14 protein-coding genes are annotated in these 15,121 nt (G+C 72.1%); 8 read left to right on the forward strand and 6 right to left on the reverse strand.

Going from position 1 to position 15,121, the window contains the following annotated elements; genetic code table 11:
* Window positions 1-37: 37 nt before the first annotated feature.
* The 4 genes from H576_RS0101125 to H576_RS0101145 form a co-directional block, all read right to left on the reverse strand.
* A complete protein-coding gene (locus tag H576_RS0101125) occupies window positions 38-2,467 on the reverse strand; it encodes a YhgE/Pip domain-containing protein (RefSeq protein WP_029149387.1) in 2,430 nt (809 codons plus the stop codon).
* Entirely contained in the window at window positions 2,464-3,081 is a 618-nt protein-coding gene (locus tag H576_RS16015) for a TetR/AcrR family transcriptional regulator (RefSeq protein WP_029149388.1), read from the reverse strand. Before H576_RS16015 ends, H576_RS0101125 begins: the two co-directional genes overlap by 4 nt.
* A gap of 85 nt (window positions 3,082-3,166) precedes the next feature.
* Window positions 3,167-3,814 carry an SDR family oxidoreductase gene (locus H576_RS0101135; RefSeq protein ID WP_029149389.1) on the reverse strand — a complete coding sequence of 216 codons (648 nt, stop codon included), beginning with the start codon at window positions 3,812-3,814 and terminating at the stop codon, window positions 3,167-3,169.
* A gap of 67 nt (window positions 3,815-3,881) precedes the next feature.
* On the reverse strand, window positions 3,882-4,448 hold the full coding sequence (locus tag H576_RS0101145) for an isochorismatase family protein (protein ID WP_029149390.1): 567 nt from the start codon (window positions 4,446-4,448) through the stop codon (window positions 3,882-3,884).
* 168 nt (window positions 4,449-4,616) lie between these two features.
* Here H576_RS0101145 and H576_RS0101150 point away from each other — a divergent pair, with 168 nt between their 5' ends.
* From H576_RS0101150 to H576_RS0101180, 7 genes are all read left to right on the forward strand, one after another.
* Window positions 4,617-6,176, forward strand: a complete 1,560-nt coding sequence (locus H576_RS0101150; RefSeq protein ID WP_029149391.1) for an ABC transporter substrate-binding protein — start codon at window positions 4,617-4,619, stop codon at window positions 6,174-6,176.
* A 65-nt stretch (window positions 6,177-6,241) separates the two neighbouring features.
* Entirely contained in the window at window positions 6,242-7,183 is a 942-nt protein-coding gene (locus H576_RS0101155; protein WP_036318585.1) for an ABC transporter permease, read from the forward strand.
* On the forward strand, window positions 7,180-9,834 hold the full coding sequence (locus tag H576_RS13875; protein WP_051171988.1) for an ABC transporter ATP-binding protein/permease: 2,655 nt from the start codon (window positions 7,180-7,182) through the stop codon (window positions 9,832-9,834). The genes H576_RS0101155 and H576_RS13875 overlap by 4 nt, the downstream gene beginning before the upstream one ends.
* Complete coding sequence (locus H576_RS13880; protein ID WP_051171990.1) at window positions 9,831-10,838, forward strand: LacI family DNA-binding transcriptional regulator; 1,008 nt, start codon at window positions 9,831-9,833, stop codon at window positions 10,836-10,838. Before H576_RS13875 ends, H576_RS13880 begins: the two co-directional genes overlap by 4 nt.
* Window positions 10,835-11,944 (forward strand): alpha/beta hydrolase fold domain-containing protein, encoded by a 1,110-nt coding sequence (locus H576_RS0101170; RefSeq protein WP_029149393.1) that lies wholly within the window; start codon window positions 10,835-10,837, stop codon window positions 11,942-11,944. Before H576_RS13880 ends, H576_RS0101170 begins: the two co-directional genes overlap by 4 nt.
* A 97-nt stretch (window positions 11,945-12,041) precedes the next feature.
* On the forward strand, window positions 12,042-13,097 hold the full coding sequence (locus H576_RS0101175; protein ID WP_029149394.1) for an FUSC family protein: 1,056 nt from the start codon (window positions 12,042-12,044) through the stop codon (window positions 13,095-13,097).
* Window positions 13,098-13,178: 81 nt separating this feature from the next.
* Complete coding sequence (locus tag H576_RS0101180) at window positions 13,179-13,565, forward strand: TIGR03618 family F420-dependent PPOX class oxidoreductase (protein ID WP_029149395.1); 387 nt, start codon at window positions 13,179-13,181, stop codon at window positions 13,563-13,565.
* 1 nt (window position 13,566) lies between these two features.
* On the opposite strand, the gene H576_RS13885 is transcribed toward H576_RS0101180, so the two are convergent.
* Both H576_RS13885 and H576_RS16210 read right to left on the reverse strand, forming a co-directional pair.
* Complete coding sequence (locus H576_RS13885; protein ID WP_051171992.1) at window positions 13,567-14,115, reverse strand: PH domain-containing protein; 549 nt, start codon at window positions 14,113-14,115, stop codon at window positions 13,567-13,569.
* Between the two features lie 269 nt (window positions 14,116-14,384).
* Window positions 14,385-14,759 carry a tyrosine-type recombinase/integrase gene (locus H576_RS16210; protein ID WP_036318591.1) on the reverse strand — a complete coding sequence of 125 codons (375 nt, stop codon included), beginning with the start codon at window positions 14,757-14,759 and terminating at the stop codon, window positions 14,385-14,387.
* Here H576_RS16210 and H576_RS0101195 point away from each other — a divergent pair.
* Window positions 14,704-14,943, forward strand: coding sequence for a hypothetical protein (locus H576_RS0101195; protein ID WP_169564281.1), 240 nt, complete (start codon window positions 14,704-14,706; stop codon window positions 14,941-14,943). The two genes, H576_RS16210 and H576_RS0101195, sit on opposite strands and share 56 nt — an antisense overlap.
* Window positions 14,944-15,121 lie beyond the last annotated feature (178 nt).

The raw sequence follows: 15,121 nt of genomic DNA on the forward strand, positions 1-15,121 counted from the left end.
CCGGATCCCCGCGGGGATCCGGCGCCGTTCTCGCGCGTCAGGCCAGCTGCAGCTCGGCGGGGAACCGCTGCCGCTCCTTGCGGCTCTTGAGCGTCGCGGCGAGCATCGTCGCCGCGAGCGCCGCGATGAGCCACCCGCTCAGGACCCCGACCGCCTGGGTGATGCCGATCGACCCGCCCGCGATGAGGGATCGGATCGCCTCTACCGTGTAGGTCATCGGCAGCAGCCCGTGCAGCGTCTGGAAGACCCCCGGCGTCGTCTGGATCGGGTAGGTCGCCCCCGCCGAGGCGAGCTGCAGCACGATCATGATGAGGGCGATGAAGCGTCCCGGCGCCCCGAGGAGAGCCGTGAGGGCCTGGTTGATCGCATTGAAGGCGACGCCCGTGAGGAGCAGCATGCCGACGAGGCCCGGGAGGTTCGAGACCTCGATGCCGAGGCCGAGGTGCACGACGGCGATCATCAGGAGGCCCTGCACGACGGCCATGATCGCGCCGGGCACGAAGCTCGCGAGGCCCGCGAGCCAGCCGGGCATGCGCGAGCGCAGCAGGCGCTCCCGCAGCGGCGGCATCATGAGGTAGAACGCGAGCGCCCCGACCCACAGGGCGAGCGACAGGAAGTAGGGCGCGAGGCCGTACCCGTACGCGGGCACCTCGTTGAGGCGCTGCGCGTCGATCGTGACGGGCTTCGACGCGGCGGACGCGGCCGTCTGGGCCTCGGAGTCGGTGTACGAGGGGACCTCGTCGACTCCCGACGCGAGGCCGTCGGCGAGGGTCGCGGATCCGTCGGCGAGCGTCCCGAGGCCGTCATCGAGCGTCTGCGCGCCGTCGGTCGCGGTCGTCGTGCCGTCGCTCAGCGTATTCGCGCCGTCGGCGAGCTGCTGGGCGGACGACGCGAGGGTCGCGGATCCGCTCGCGAGGCTGTCGGCGCCGGTCTTCGCGGTTCCGAGGCCCGTCGCGAGCGACGCCGCGCCGTCCGACACCTGCTGCGTACCCGACGCGAGGGCCGTCGCCCCGTCGGACGCCGTCGCGATGCCGTCGGCGAGCTCGCCGGACTTGCTCGCGAGCGTCGCGGCGCCGTCCGACACGGCTGTCGCACCGTCGGAGAGCTGCTTCGCACCCGCCGCCGCCTTGTCGGCGAGGCCCGTGACCTCATCGCCGAGCTCCTTCGCGATGTCGCGCAGCGAGGTGAGCCCCGTGCCGCTGTCGGACGATCCGACGAGGTCGGCCGCGTCCTGCCGCAGCTGGGCCGCGCTGTCCCCCGCCGCGGTCGTCGCGTCGGAGACGCTCGAGGCGCTCTGCGCGAGCTGGTCGATGAGCGACTTGCGCTCCTCGTCGGTCATCGAGTCGTACCCGCTCGCGAGGTCCGCGAGTCCGTCCGAGACGCTCGTCGCACCCGTCCCGAGGTCCGGGATCGAGCTCGCGAGGTCCCCCGCGCCGTCGAGCACGCTCTGCGCGTCGTCGAGCGCCTTCTGCGCACCGTCGACGATCGGCGTCATGCCGTCGACGAACTCATGCGCCGCGTCGGCGACGCCCGTCGCGGCGTCGCTCAGCTGGCCCGTCGCGTCCGAGACCTGCTCGGCGCCGTCGGCGAGCTTCTGCGTCTGCGCGGGCAGATCCGCCGTCTGGTCCTTCATCGTCGCGAGGCCGTCGGCGAGGCTCTGCGCGCCCGTCGCTGCCGAGGCCGCGCCCGAGGCGAGGGTCTGCGACCCCGTCGCGGCGTCGGCGATGCCGGAGTCGAGGCTCTGCGCGCCCGACGAGAGGGTCGCGGCGCCGTCGGCGAGCTGCTGGGCGCCCGACGCGAGAGTCGAGGATCCGCTCTCGAGCTGCGTGAGGCCGACGACGAGCTCGCCCGAGCCGTCGTGCGCCTGGTCGGCGCCGTCCTCGAGCTCGCCCGCCCCGTCGGCCGCGTCGGCCATCGAGCCGTGGATCGTCGTGAACCCCGCGTAGATGTTCTGCAGGTACTCGTCCGAGACCTTGCTCGCCAGGGCGTCCGAGACCGCCGTGCCGACCGTCGACGCCATGTTGCCGATGATCTGGTTCGCTGCGTCGTTCGTCGTGATCGTGAGCGTCGCCGACGTGGCCTTCGACGGGTCGTCGCCCGCCGCCGACACGGCGTCGGCGGAGAACGACTTCGGGATCTCGAGGGAGACGAGGAGGCTCCCGTCATCGAGGCCCGACTTCGCCTCGGACGCGCTCATCTCGACCCACGAGAAGTTCGTGTCGGAGTCGGACTCCGTGAGGGTGTCGACGAGCTCGTCGCCGAGGTTGACCGTCTTGTCGCTCGCGGTCCCGCCCTCGTCCTCGTTCACGATCGCTGCCGTGATGGTGTCGAGGCGGTGGGTCGGATCCTCGTTCGACCACACGAGCGCTCCCGCGTAGATGAGCGGGACGATCGAGAGGGCGGCGATGACGACGAGGGTGAAGGGCTTGATCTCGAGCCCCTTCACCGCGCGGACGATGCTCTTCATGCGGCGGTCTCCAGCTGAGTCGCGGTGAGCGTTTCGGTTCCGGCCGCCTCGAGCAGCAGCACGGCGAGCTTCTCGGCGACGGTGTCGGCCGATTCGGTCCGATCCTCCGCCGAGATCCAGCGGATGACATGCCACGCTGCGCCGGCCGCGAGGAACTCGGCGCGGTCCTGCGGCGTCGCGGGGCCCGGGCGATCGCGGATCGCGGTGCCCATGGGCGATCGGTCGAGGATCCTGTGCGTGACGTAGTCGGTCACGTCGGTCGCGAAGGCGATGCCGCCCGCGCCCCGCAGCACGCGGCGGTAGAAGGTCGCGTGCTGGTCGAGGCCCGCGACGACCCTGTGCATCATCTCGCGCGCGAACTCGGCCCGCGGGACCGCCTCGTCGAGCTCGGTGCCGGCGCGGGCGAAGGTCGCCTCGACCCGCTCGAGCGTCGCGGCGCGCACGAGGGCGGGCAGGTCGCCGAAGTGCTGGTAGAGCGTCGGTCGGCTGACCCCGGCGGCGCTGACGACGTCCGTCACCGAGACGGCGCCGTCGCGCTCGTCGATCAGGTCGATCGTCGCGGCGATGAGCGCCGCGCGCGATCGCGCGGCGCGGGGATCCTCGTTCTCAGCCATGCGCTGTAATTTACAACTGTTAAATAAGAATCGGCTGGACGTCCCGGATCCCGCGCCGGGACGGCGGACGCCCCGGCGCGCGGAATCAGCGCTGCGCGACGGCGTCGGCGATCGGCGTCGCGCCGTCGCCGAACACGATCGTGCGCCCGATCGTCGAGTCGTCGGCGAGGACCGCCGCCGCGACGCCCGCGACGTTGCCGCGCGAGACGCGGCCGTCGCCCGGCGCCGCCGTCTCGATGAGGCCCGTCGGCTCGTCGAGCGTCAGCGGGCCGGGGCCGAGGATCGTCCAGTCGAGATCGGTGCCGCGCAGGTACTCGTCTGCCCGCGCCTTCGACTCGGCGTAGGCGAAGAACGAGTCGTCCTCGGGCACCCCGTGGTCGAGGCTCGCGCCGAGGTACGACACCATGACGTAGCGCGCGACGCCGGCCTTCTCGGCCGCGTCCATCGAGCGGACCGCGGCGTCGAGGTCGACGGCGTAGGTGCGCTCGGGGCTGCCGCCGCCCGCGCCCGCCGACCAGACGATCGCGTCGCTTCCCGCGAAGAGCGCGGCGAGGCGGTCGACGTCGAGCCCCTCGATGTCGGCGACGACGGCCGTCGCGCCCGTCGCGGCGACCTCGTCGGCGTGGTCCGGGTTGCGAATCACGCTCGTGACCTCGTCGCCGCGCTCCACCAGGATCGGGGCGAGCCGCAGCGCCACCTTGCCGTGTCCGCCGATGATCAGTACGCGAGCCATGTCATCTCCTCGAGTCGCAGAACAGTGTGCGTTTCCACGCTATCCGCGATCCCGAGGCGGCGGACCGTCATCGCGTGGATCCGCCCGCCGCCCTGATCTCCTCGAGCGCCGCGGCGCTCGGCCCGGGTGCGACGCCCGCGACGAGGTCAGTCAGCACCGTGACGGCGACGCCCTCGCGCAGGGCGTCGAGCGCGGAGGCTCGGACGCAGTGGTCGGTCGCGATGCCCACCACGTCGGCCTCGTCGACGCCCGCCGCGGCGAGGATCTGGGAGACGGTGGATCCGTCGTCGGCCGCGCCCTCGAACATCGAGTACGACGGAACGCCCTGGCCCTTCTTCACGTGATGCGTGACGGCCGAGGTGTCGAGCAGCGGGTCGTAGTCCGCGCCCTCCGCGCCGCCGACGCAGTGCACGGGCCAGGAGTCGACGAAGTCGGGCTCTGCGGCGAAGTGGCCCCCGTTGTCGTCGTCGCCGTGGTGCCAGTCGCGCGACGCGATGATCACGTCGTAGTCGCCCGCGTGCTCCGCGAGGAGCCGGCTGATCCCACGCGCGACGTCGTCTCCTCCGGCGACGCCGAGCGCGCCGCCCTCGGTGAAGTCGTTCTGGACGTCGACGATGAGGAGCGCACGGGTCATGGGGTCAGCCTAGGGCGCCGCGGATCCCGGCGCGCGACGGGATCCGCGGCGCTGTAAAACGCTTTACATGAAATGTTTTGAGTGGGCGCGCGGGCGGTGCTTGACTGCCGCCCAGCACCAGGACACGACGGCACGAAGCCGCGCCGTCGTACTCGACGAGGAGGTCATATGTCCCGCCTGCGCTCACACAGGGCCCTTGCAATCACCGCGACGCTCGCGGCCGTCGGCATCGTCGCCGCTGGCTGCGCGTCGTCCAACCATCCGGACGCCTCGGGCGACGGATCCGGCGGCGGCACGCTCCGCATCGCGCTCGCCGCCCCGCCCACGAGCCTCGACCCCGCCAACATGGAGCAGTCGACGAGCCCGTTCGCCCAGCCCGCCTACGACGCGCTCATCCGCGTCGACGAGGACGGCACGCTCTCCCCCGGACTCGCGACCGAGTGGGGATTCACCGACGACGAGAACCGCGTCTTCGAGCTCACGGTGCGCGACGGGGTCACCTTCTCCGACGGCGCCGAGCTCGACGCCGACGCCGTCGTCGCGAACCTCGAGCACCTCGACGAGGGGAACAGCAACGTCGCGGGCCTCGTGAACGGCGGCACCTACACCGCCGTCGACGACATGACGGTGCGCATCGAATGGGACGCGCCCCACCCGCTCGCCGCGCAGGCCCTCACCCAGACCTGGGTCTCGGGCATGATGGCGTCGCCCGACGTGCTCGCCGACGACCCCGATTCGCTCGCGACCCAGACCGCGGGCGCCGGCCCCTACGAGCTCGACGCGGCGAACACGACGGCCGGCTCGACCTACACCTACACGGCCCGCGACGACTACGGGGACCCCGACCGGCAGAGCTGGGACGAGATCGTCATCACGGTCATGGACAACCCCGACCAGCGCCTCAACGCGCTGCGCACGGGCGAGATCGACTACATGGTCGGCGACCTGTCGACGGCCGACTCGGCCGAGGCCGACGGCGTCCAGGTGCTCTACGCGCCGACGATCGTCTACGGCCTGAGCCTGCTCGACCGCGACGGCGCGCTCGACTCGCCGCTCCAGGACCTGCGCGTGCGCCAGGCCATCAACCACGCGCTCGACCGCGAGGGCATCGCCGAGGCGCTCCTCGGCGACTACGGATTCGCGACCGAGCAGACCATCGTCCCCTCGGAGCCCGGGTACCTCGAGGATCACGAGGGGTACTGGTCGTACGACCCGGATCTGGCCCGCGAGCTCCTCACGGAGGCCGGGTACCCCGACGGGTTCACGCTGCCCGTCATCGCGTCGACGACGGCGACGGCCGCGCAGTTCGCGCAGATCTACGCGGGGCAGCTCGAGGAGGTCGGCATCACGCTCGAGCTCGACACGCGCCCCGGCCCCGACTACTTCGAGGCCATGACGAGCGGGACCTTCCCGGCCGCGGGGATCGGATACGGCTCGCAGCCCATGCCGATGGAGTACGACGGCCTCTTCGGGCCCGACGCGAGCTTCAACCCGCTCGGCGTCACGTCGCAGACGGTCCAGGACACCCTCGCCGAGGCGACCTCCATGCCGCAGGACGAGGCGGTCTCCCTGTACGAGGACATCAACCGGGAGATCATCGAGGACGCCTGGTACGCCCCCGTCGCCTTCGCCCCCGTCTTCTACTACGCGGCGGACACGATCGCCCCCACCGCAGTGACCGACGCCCGCCCGCAGGTGCCGCTCACCGAGCTGCAGCCCGCCGCCTGACACCCGCCGCCCGCGCGCCGGGGTCTCGACGGACCCCGGCGCGCCCCACCCCGAGGAGCCCCCTCATGCCGTTGCGACGCCTCGTCAACTGGCTCGTCATGAGCGTCATCCTGTTCTTCGTCATCTCGGCGCTGCTGTTCATCCTGGTGTCGCTGACGCCGGGCGACGCGGCCCGCGCGATCGTCGGGCCGCAGGCCTCGCAGGAGCGCTACCTCGAGGTGCGCTCGGCGCTCGGGCTCGACCTGCCCCTGTGGGAGCAGTACGGCCGCTGGCTCGGGGGCCTCCTCCGGGGCGACCTCGGCACCTCGGTCGTCAGCGGCGTCCCCGTGACGCAGATCCTCGCCGACCGCGTCGAGCCGACCCTCGCGCTCATGATCTGCACCTTCGTCCTGGCCTCGATCCTCGGCATCGTTCTCGGGGTCATCGGGGCCTCCCGCCCCGGCGCCGCCGGCAAGGCCGCCGACGTCGGAAGCGTGATCGGATCCGCCGTCCCGCCGTTCTGGATCGGCCTCGTGCTCGCGACGATCTTCGCCGTCCAGCTGCGCTGGCTGCCCACGAGCGGGTACTCGCCCCTCGTCGACGGCTTCGTCCCCTGGCTGCAGCACATGATCCTGCCGCTCGTCACGCTCACGATCGCGGGCACAGCCCTGCTCGCGAAGCAGACCCGCGACGCCGTGTCGGAGCAGCTCGCCCAGCCGTACATCGTCCTGCTCCGCGCGCACGGCGTGAGCGAGCGCCGGATCCTCTGGCGACACGCGCTGCGCGGCGCGGCCGTGCCCATCGTCACGGTCCTCGGCATGAAGATGATCGGGCTCACGAGCGGAACGGTCCTCGTCGAGTCGGTCTTCGTGATCCCGGGCTTCGCGGGCTACTCCGTCAACGCGACGCTCCTCCACGACATCCCCGTCGTGCAGGCGATCACCCTCATCTTCACGATCGTCATCATCGTCACCAACCTCGTGATCGAGCTGCTGTACGCGCGCCTGAACGTCAAGGAGAACGCATGAGCGCCCTGCCCGGACAGATCCCGACGGGCACCGCCGGCCCGGCGTCGGGCGGTCCCGCGACCCCGCCCGAGGACCGCACGGAGGTCGTCCGGATGCCCCGAGACACCCGCGTCGTGCAACCCCTGTGGCGCGTCCTGCTCGCCCGCCGGCAGTTCGTCGTCTGCGCCGCGATCCTCGTCGTGCTGACGATCGCGGTCGCACTCGCCCCCGTGATCGCCCCGTACGCCCCGACGCAGCAGGACCTCATGGCGGCGCTCCAGGGGCCGAGCCTCGTGCACCCGCTCGGCACCGACGACCTCGGCCGCGACGTCCTCTCGCGCATGCTCTACGGCGGGCAGGCGACGCTCCTCGGCGTCGTCCAGGCGCTCGTCGTGTTCCTCGTCGTGGGCGTCGCGCTCGGGCTCGTCGCCGGCATGTCGCGCGGCGTCGCCGACACGATCATCACGCGCCTCGCCGAGGTCCTGCTCAGCGTCCCTGCCTTCATCCTCCTGCTCGTGACGCTGTCGATCCTCCCCGGCAACATGACGGTCGCGATGATGGCGCTCGGCCTGCTCACGAGCCCGCTCCTCATCCGCGTCGTGCGCGGGACGACCCGCACCGTCCGCGGCGAGCTCTTCGTCCGCGGCGCCCGCACGATGGGGCTCACGGAGGGCCAGATCACGCTGCGCCACGTGCTGCCGCGCCTCGCGGGCCCGATCATCGTGCAGGCGACGATCTTCTCCGGCACCGTGATCATCTCCGAGACGGGCCTCGGCTACCTCGGCTTCGGCGTGCAGCTCCCGCAGCCCAGCTGGGGCAACATGGTGCAGACCGCGAGCGAGAACATCACGCGATCCCCCTGGCTGCTCGTGCCGACGGGCGGCATCATCATCGTCACGATCATGTCGTTCATGCTCCTGGGCGACAGCGTGCGCGACGCCGTCGCCGAGCGCTGGACCGGATCGTCGCGCGCCGGGCGCCGCGCCGCGCGCCGTGCGAAGCCCGTGGCCGGCGTCGAGAAGCGGGCGTCGACGAACGCGCTGCTCGAGGTCCAGGATCTGACGATCGTCGTCGACGGCCCCACGGGGTCGACGACCCTCGTGGAGAACGTGTCGTTCCGCCTCGACCGCGGCGAGACACTGTGCCTCGTCGGCGAGTCCGGATCCGGCAAGTCCGTCACGTCGCTCGCCGTGCTCGGGCTCAGCCGCGGCACGCGCGTCGAGTCGGGGCGGATCGTCGTCGACGGCCGCGAGGTCACGGCGGGCGACGCCGACCGCATGCGGCGCCTGCGCACCGAGCTGTTCGGCTACATCACGCAGGACCCGCAGCCGTCGCTCGATCCGTCGATGCGGATCGGCGACCTGCTCGTGCAGCTCATCCGGCTCCACCAGGGCATCGGCAGGAAGGCGGCGCGGGCCGAGGCGCTCGCCCTGCTCGAGCGCGTGCGGATCCCGGATCCGGTGGCGGTCGCGCGGAGGTACCCCCACCAGCTCTCGGGCGGCATGGCGCAGCGCGTCGTGATCGCGGCCGCGCTCAGCGCCGAGCCGAAGATCCTCGTCGCCGACGAGCCGACCACGGCGCTCGACGTGACGGTGCAGGCCGAGATCCTCGCCCTGCTCCACGAGCTCTGCGACCAGGACGACTCGATGTCGATGCTGCTCGTGACGCACGACTGGGGCGTCGTCGCCGACATCGCCGACCGCGTGATCGTGCTGCGCGACGGGCAGATCGTCGAGCAGCAGACCGCCGACGGCATCTTCGCCGCGCCGGCGCACGCCCACACGCAGGCGATGCTCTCGGCCGATCCGGCCCGCCTCGAGATCCACCCCGTGCGCGAGGAGACCGAGACCCTCCTCGCGGTGCGCGACCTCGAGATCGCCTACGCGGGGCGGGACGCGCGCGGGAGGTCCGTCACGACGACGGCCGTCGCGGGCATCGATCTCGACCTGCACCGAGGCCGCACGCTCGGCCTCATCGGTGAGTCGGGCTCGGGCAAGTCGAGCGTCGGCAACGCGATCGTCGGTCTCGTCGAGCCGACGGGCGGCAGCATCCTGCTCGGCGACGAGGAGCTCGTCGGCACGTCGCGCCGGCGCAGGCGCGAGCTCAGCGCGCGCGTGCAGATCATCTTCCAGGACCCGTACGGGTCGCTGAACCCCGTGCGCACGATCGGGGCGACCCTCGCCGAGCCGCTCGTCCTCGCGCACGGGCGATCGGCCTCGGACGCGAAGAAGACGGTGCGCGAGGCGCTCGAGCGCGTGGGCCTCCCGGCCGCGGCGGCGGATCGCTATCCCGCGCAGTTCTCGGGCGGGCAGCGTCAGCGCGTCGCGATCGCCCGGGCGATCGTGCTCCGCCCCGAGATCATCGTCTGCGACGAGCCCGTCTCGGCCCTCGACCTCACGATCCAGGAGCAGGTGCTCGAGCTGCTCACGGAGCTCCAGGACGATCTCGGCGTCGCGTACCTGTTCATCTCGCACGATCTCTCGGTCGTGCGCAGCTTCTGCGACGACGTCGCGGTCATGTACCGCGGCTCGCTCGTCGAGACGGGCACCGCGCAGGCGGTCATCGGCAGCCCCCAGCACGCCTACACCCGCTCGCTGCTCGACGCCGCTCCCGTGCCGGATCCCGCCGTGCAGCGCCGGCGCTCGCTCGAGGCAGTGAGGTACGTCGCGTGACGCGGGCGGTCACCATCAAGCACGTCGCCGAGGAGGCCCAGGTCTCGATCGCGACGGTCTCGAACACCATGAACAGGCCCGCCCGCGTCGCGGCGGAGACGCGGGTGCGCGTCCTCGAGGCGGCCGACCGGCTCGGGTACGTGCCGCACGCCGCCTTCAACGCGAACGCGCCGACGTCGCGCAAGCGGCTCGGCGTCATCGCCCCCTTCCGCGCGTACCCCTCGTACGCCATGCGGCTCAACGGGATCCTCGAGGTGTTCGGGGCCGACCGGACCGACATCGTCGTGTTCGACCATCCCTCGGCGAGCCGCTCCCCCTCGCCGCGCCTCGCGTCGCTGCCCTTCACGGGCGCGTTCAGCGGCCTCGTGATCATGGGGATCCCCGTCGACACGGGCCTCGGCGAGCGCATCCTCGACCGCGAGCTGCCGACCGTGCTGGTCGACTCCACGCACCCGCGGTTCTCCTCTGTCGTGCTCGACGAGGAGCACGGAACGCGCATCGCGGCCGACCACCTGCTCGCGCGCGGCTTCGAGAGGTTCGTCTACGTGACGGAGGGTCAGGTGTCGAACGACTACATCTCGCAGGGCAAGCGCCGGCTCTCCGGGTTCAAGCGCGCGCTCGCGGAGCGCGGCGTGCCGGAGGAGCGCGTGCAGCCCATCACGGCCAGGTCGGGCGACGTGATGGCCGGTCGGGCCGCAGCCGAGGTCATCCAGACGCTCGCGCGCGACGGGCGGGTCGGCGTGCTCGCGGGCCACGACACCCTCGCCGCCGGGATCCTGGCCGGCCTCCGCGACGCCGGCATGCCCGTGCCCGAGCGGGTCGGCGTGATGGGGTGGGACGGCGGCGACGTCGTCGAGGCGCTGGGCCTCACGACGGTGCGCCAGCCGCTCACCGAGTCGGGGCGCCTCGGCGCGGAGCGCCTGCTCGCGACGATGCGCGACGGGTCGGGCCCCCTCGAGCGGATCCTCCTCGCGCCGATGCTCGCCGAGGGCGTGACGACATGATCGTCCCGGACGAGCGCCTCCAGCTCCTCATCGACGCCGTCGCGGCCGACGCGCCGCCGGCTCCTACGGCCGAGCCGCCGTTCGCGCGCCGGCCCGGCGAGGCGCGGCGGGCCTGGCTCGAGCGCCTGCGTGCGGCCCGTGCGGCGGCGGACGCCGAGGCGATCGCACGGCGCGGGGTCGTCGACGCCTCCGCCGAGCGGCTCTTCGGGACGAGCCTCGCGGCGGCGCTCCCGGATCCGCGCCCGCTGCGGCGACGCGAGTTCCGCGTGCCGGTCGCCGGGCCCGGGATCCTCGATGGGATCTCGGACGAGCTGCGCGGCCTCGCGGCCGCCGGCGCCCCGTCGGCGGCCGGCGCGGACGAGGACGTGCGCGTCTCCCTCACCGAGCCGGAGGATCCGTCGGGGTCCGTCGTCCTGCGCCTCCACGGCGGCGCGTTCTGGATGGGCGGGGGCGATGCCGCCGACCGCGTCGATGCCGCGCTGATCGACCACCTCGCGTCGGCGACCGGGGCGACCGTCCTGAACATCGATCACCGCCTTGCGCCCGAGCACCCGTTCCCCGCGCCGGTCCTCGACGTGCTGTGCATCCTGCGGGCGCTGCGCCGCGGCGAGCTCGACGCCGAGATCGGCCACGCGATCGACCCGTCCCGCATCGCGCTCGTCGGCACGTCGTCGGGGTCGAACATCGCGACGGTCGCGGCCATGGCCGACGCCGCGACGCGGCCGCGGCACCCGATCGCCTCGCTCGCCCTCATCGTGCCGTCGGTCCTGCTCGACGACGCGCCGGCCGGGATGCGCGACGACCCCGCGGCGTGGGCCGCGCGCGGCCGGCAGCTGCAGGCCTACCTCGGCGACGCGATCGACGCGTCGTCGCGATGGGCGTCCCCCGCCCGCGCGCAGGTTCTGGCGGACATGCCGCCGACGTTCGCCGCGATCGCGCGCTTCGACGAGATCGCGATGGGCGGGCACCGCCTGGTCCGCGCGATCTCCGCGGGCGGATCCGAAGTGGGGGCGCGCGAGTACGCGATGACCCACGCGATCGCGCTGCCCGAGGCCGAGGCGGCGATGCTCGCCGACGTCTCCGCGTGGGTGGCGCGCGCGATCTGACGGGCCGCGCGATCCGCCGCCCGGCCCCCGTCGGCTCGGCGCACGGGCGCGCCTGGGAAGATGGTGCCATGCGATCACGAGACGTCAGGATCCCCGCGTGAGGCGGCCGAACGTCCAGGTGATGGCGGCCGTCCGCGGGCCGCGGCGCGCTCCCCTGCTGCAGCTCGCGAAGACCGCCGTCGCCACGATCGGCGCGTGGCTCGTCGCGGGGCTCATGATCCCCGACGGTCCGCCGCCCGTCTTCGCCGCGATCGCCGCGCTCCTCGTCGTGCAGCCGAGCCTCAGCCAGTCGTGGCTCAAGGGCATCGAGCGATGCGCGGGCGTCATCGTCGGCGTCGTCGTGGCCTCGCTCATCGCGTGGGGCGTCCCGGATCCGACCTGGTCGATGCCGCTCGCCGTCATCGCGGGCCTCGCGGTCGCGTGGCTCGTGCGGCTCACCGCCGGCACGACGAACCAGGTCGCGATCAGCGCCCTGCTCGTCATCGCGATGGGGGCGACGACCCCGAGCTACGCGTTCGACCGCGCCGTCGAGACGATCGTCGGCGCTGTCATCGGCTTCATCGTGAACCTCGCCCTCGTGCCGCCCGTCGCGGTCGCCCCCGCGCGCCGGTCCGTCGACGCCCTCGCCGACGAGCTCGCGGCGTCGCTCGAGCGCCTCGCCGACGCGCTCCTCGCGCCGCAGGCCCCGGCGAAGCGCGAGGAGCTGCTGCTCACCGCCCGGCTCCTGCGCCCCATGCGCGACGCCGCGAAGACCGCGCTCTCGGCGGCGCACGACTCGCTGTCCCTCAACCCGCGCGGCGGCCGCCATCGCGGTGCCGTCGACGACATCCAGGCCCTCTACGACCGGATCGACCCGGTCGTGACACAGACGGTCGGCATGACCCGCGCGTTCTACGACCGCTACTCCGACCAGCTCGCGGCCGACGGCACGGTGCACGAGATCGCCGATCAGATGAGGCGGTCGGCCCACGACGTGCGCTTCCTCTCCCGCCGCGCCGTCGCCGATCCGGCGGACCCGCCCACCACCACGATCCCCGTCCTCACGCGGCCGCTGCGCATCGCCGCCCCGACGGGCACGAACTGGGTGCTCGTCGGATCGCTCCTCGAGGATCTCCGCCGCATCAACGACGAGCTCACGGAAGAGACGCCCTGAGAGGGACCCCCTTCCCGGCCCGGGCGCCGCGGATCGCCCCTACGCTCGACCGTGAAGCACCCGCCGACAGAACGGAACCTCATGCCGAAGACGCCCTGGGCCGAAGCCGCCCGCCTGTTCGAGACCCCCGCCGTCGTGCACCTCGCGACGATCGCGCCCGACGGATCGCCCCGGTCCGTTCCCGTGTGGATGGATCGATTCGGCGACGACGACCTCGCCTTCTTCACCTCCGCGACCTCGCGGAAGGCCCGCCACATCGCCGCCGACCCGCGCGTCGCCGTGTCGCTGACGGATCCCGCGAACCCGCTCGCCCACGTGACCGTCGCGGGCGAGGTCGTCGAGCGGATCGAGGGCGACCGCGCCCTCGAGATCGTCGACGGCATCTCCGACACCTACACCGGCGGGCCGTACCCGATGCGCGAGGGCTTCGTCGTCTTCGTCATCCGCCCGAAGAGCTGGACCGCCTGACTCAGCCCCGCGGGGCGCTCTGCCCGAACCGCGCCTGATCGACGAGCCCGCGGAAGCTCCTGACCCGCGGCACGTCGAGGAAGCGCACCCCGACCATCGGCCCGTCGCCCGTCGGCTCGTCCAGAGGACCGTAGTCGGCGGGCGGCACGATGGCGGCGTCGTGGAACACGATCGTGCCGCACCCGAAGATCCGGTCGAGAAGGCCCTGCTGGACCTCGACGGAGGTGATGCGGGCGAGCGGGATCTCGCGCGAGCGCTTCCAGATCACGCCCCACCGGCGCTCGACCCGCAGGTTCGTCAGCGTGAACACCGTGCACCACCACTTGCTGAGGGGCACGACGAAGTAGATGATCTCGACGATCGCGACGACGACGTGCGCGCCCGCCTGCCCCCACTCGTCGAACCACGCGACCCCCGTGCTCCGCGGCCAGAACAGCGCGATGACCACGTGGATCGCGATGAGGGCGAGCTGCAGCACCGCCGGCCAGAAGAGCATCTTCGGGTGCGTGCGCACGCGCGCGAGCAGCACCTCTCCCGTGACGTCCGTCATCGCGTTCCTCCCCCGTGGCCGGCGACCTCGGACACAGCGTAACGGGAAAGCGAAAGGCCCCCGCAGTGGAGTGCGAGGGCCTGTCGAGCCACCTGTCGGAATCGAACCGACGACCTATTCATTACGAGAGAGTTAAAGGCATGACTATCACGATGAGCGGATCGTAGTCAATAGTCAATTCTGCCGCGGAATCACGCGGGTTTGACAGATCGAATCACAGTCGCTAGCAGTGCTTCGATGCGAAGATTGCCCCACGATCTGCCCCACGCTCAGTCCGCCAGTCGGGGGTCTGTGAGGCCTGCGACGATCTCGATACGGACGCCGCGCTGGAGGTGCGCGTAGCGCTCCGTGACCTGCACCGACGAGTGCCCCAGGAGGCGGCTCACCTCGGCGACGGGGACGCCGTCTTGCAGGAGCCAGGAAGCGTAGGTGTGACGGAGATCATGCACACGTCCGCCGGTCTCGAGCTTGTTCCACATGTCGCGCCGCCAGTTCGAGGAATGGACCGGGCCGAAGACGTAGTCGTCGCCCTTCCGCGTCGAGAGGACGAACGCAAGCTCCTTGGCGACCCACTGCGAGATTGGCACCGTGCGCGCAGCGCGCCCCTTGGGCACCTTGGACTCAAACGTGAGCGGGTCGTGCACCTCGGAGACGCGGGGCTTGCGCCGTTTGACATCGACGTTGCGCGCGCAGCGCCGTCATCTCACTCCACCGGAGACCGCGCCCATCCGCGCCGCCAGCGAAAACCCGAAGCCCGGCGACACGATCACCCTGGACCCCTGGGACCTGGAGGACGAGTTCGCCGAATTCGCCGCAGCGCTCCCCTGAGCCGCCGCCACTACACCCTCGACCACGACGAGCCCCTTTCGCCTCGGGCATCAGCCAAGGTATCTTCGACGGATGACTGATGGTCTGAACCCGCCTGACCCAAACGTATATCAGCTGTTCCCAGAATGGTTCGCAGGATGGCAGACGCCGGAAACACTCAGCGACGAGTTGCGTGCTC

This window comes from Microbacterium indicum DSM 19969 (genome assembly GCF_000422385.1).
In the GTDB taxonomy this organism is placed as follows: domain Bacteria; phylum Actinomycetota; class Actinomycetes; order Actinomycetales; family Microbacteriaceae; genus Microbacterium; species Microbacterium indicum.

Excerpts from the sequence above, each read along its gene's own strand:
- H576_RS0101145 (WP_029149390.1), bottom strand. The coding sequence starts at position 4,448 with ATGACCCGTGCGCTCCTCATCGTCGACGTCCAGAACGACTTCACCGAG.
- H576_RS0101170 (WP_029149393.1), top strand. The coding sequence starts at position 10,835 with ATGATCGTCCCGGACGAGCGCCTCCAGCTCCTCATCGACGCCGTCGCG.
- H576_RS0101150 (WP_029149391.1), top strand. The coding sequence starts at position 4,617 with ATGTCCCGCCTGCGCTCACACAGGGCCCTTGCAATCACCGCGACGCTC.
- H576_RS0101155 (WP_036318585.1), top strand. The coding sequence starts at position 6,242 with ATGCCGTTGCGACGCCTCGTCAACTGGCTCGTCATGAGCGTCATCCTG.
- H576_RS0101180 (WP_029149395.1), top strand. The coding sequence starts at position 13,179 with ATGCCGAAGACGCCCTGGGCCGAAGCCGCCCGCCTGTTCGAGACCCCC.
- H576_RS0101125 (WP_029149387.1), bottom strand. The coding sequence starts at position 2,467 with ATGAAGAGCATCGTCCGCGCGGTGAAGGGGCTCGAGATCAAGCCCTTC.
- H576_RS0101135 (WP_029149389.1), bottom strand. The coding sequence starts at position 3,814 with ATGGCTCGCGTACTGATCATCGGCGGACACGGCAAGGTGGCGCTGCGG.
- H576_RS16015 (WP_029149388.1), bottom strand. The coding sequence starts at position 3,081 with ATGGCTGAGAACGAGGATCCCCGCGCCGCGCGATCGCGCGCGGCGCTC.
- H576_RS13875 (WP_051171988.1), top strand. The coding sequence starts at position 7,180 with ATGAGCGCCCTGCCCGGACAGATCCCGACGGGCACCGCCGGCCCGGCG.
- H576_RS13885 (WP_051171992.1), bottom strand. The coding sequence starts at position 14,115 with ATGACGGACGTCACGGGAGAGGTGCTGCTCGCGCGCGTGCGCACGCAC.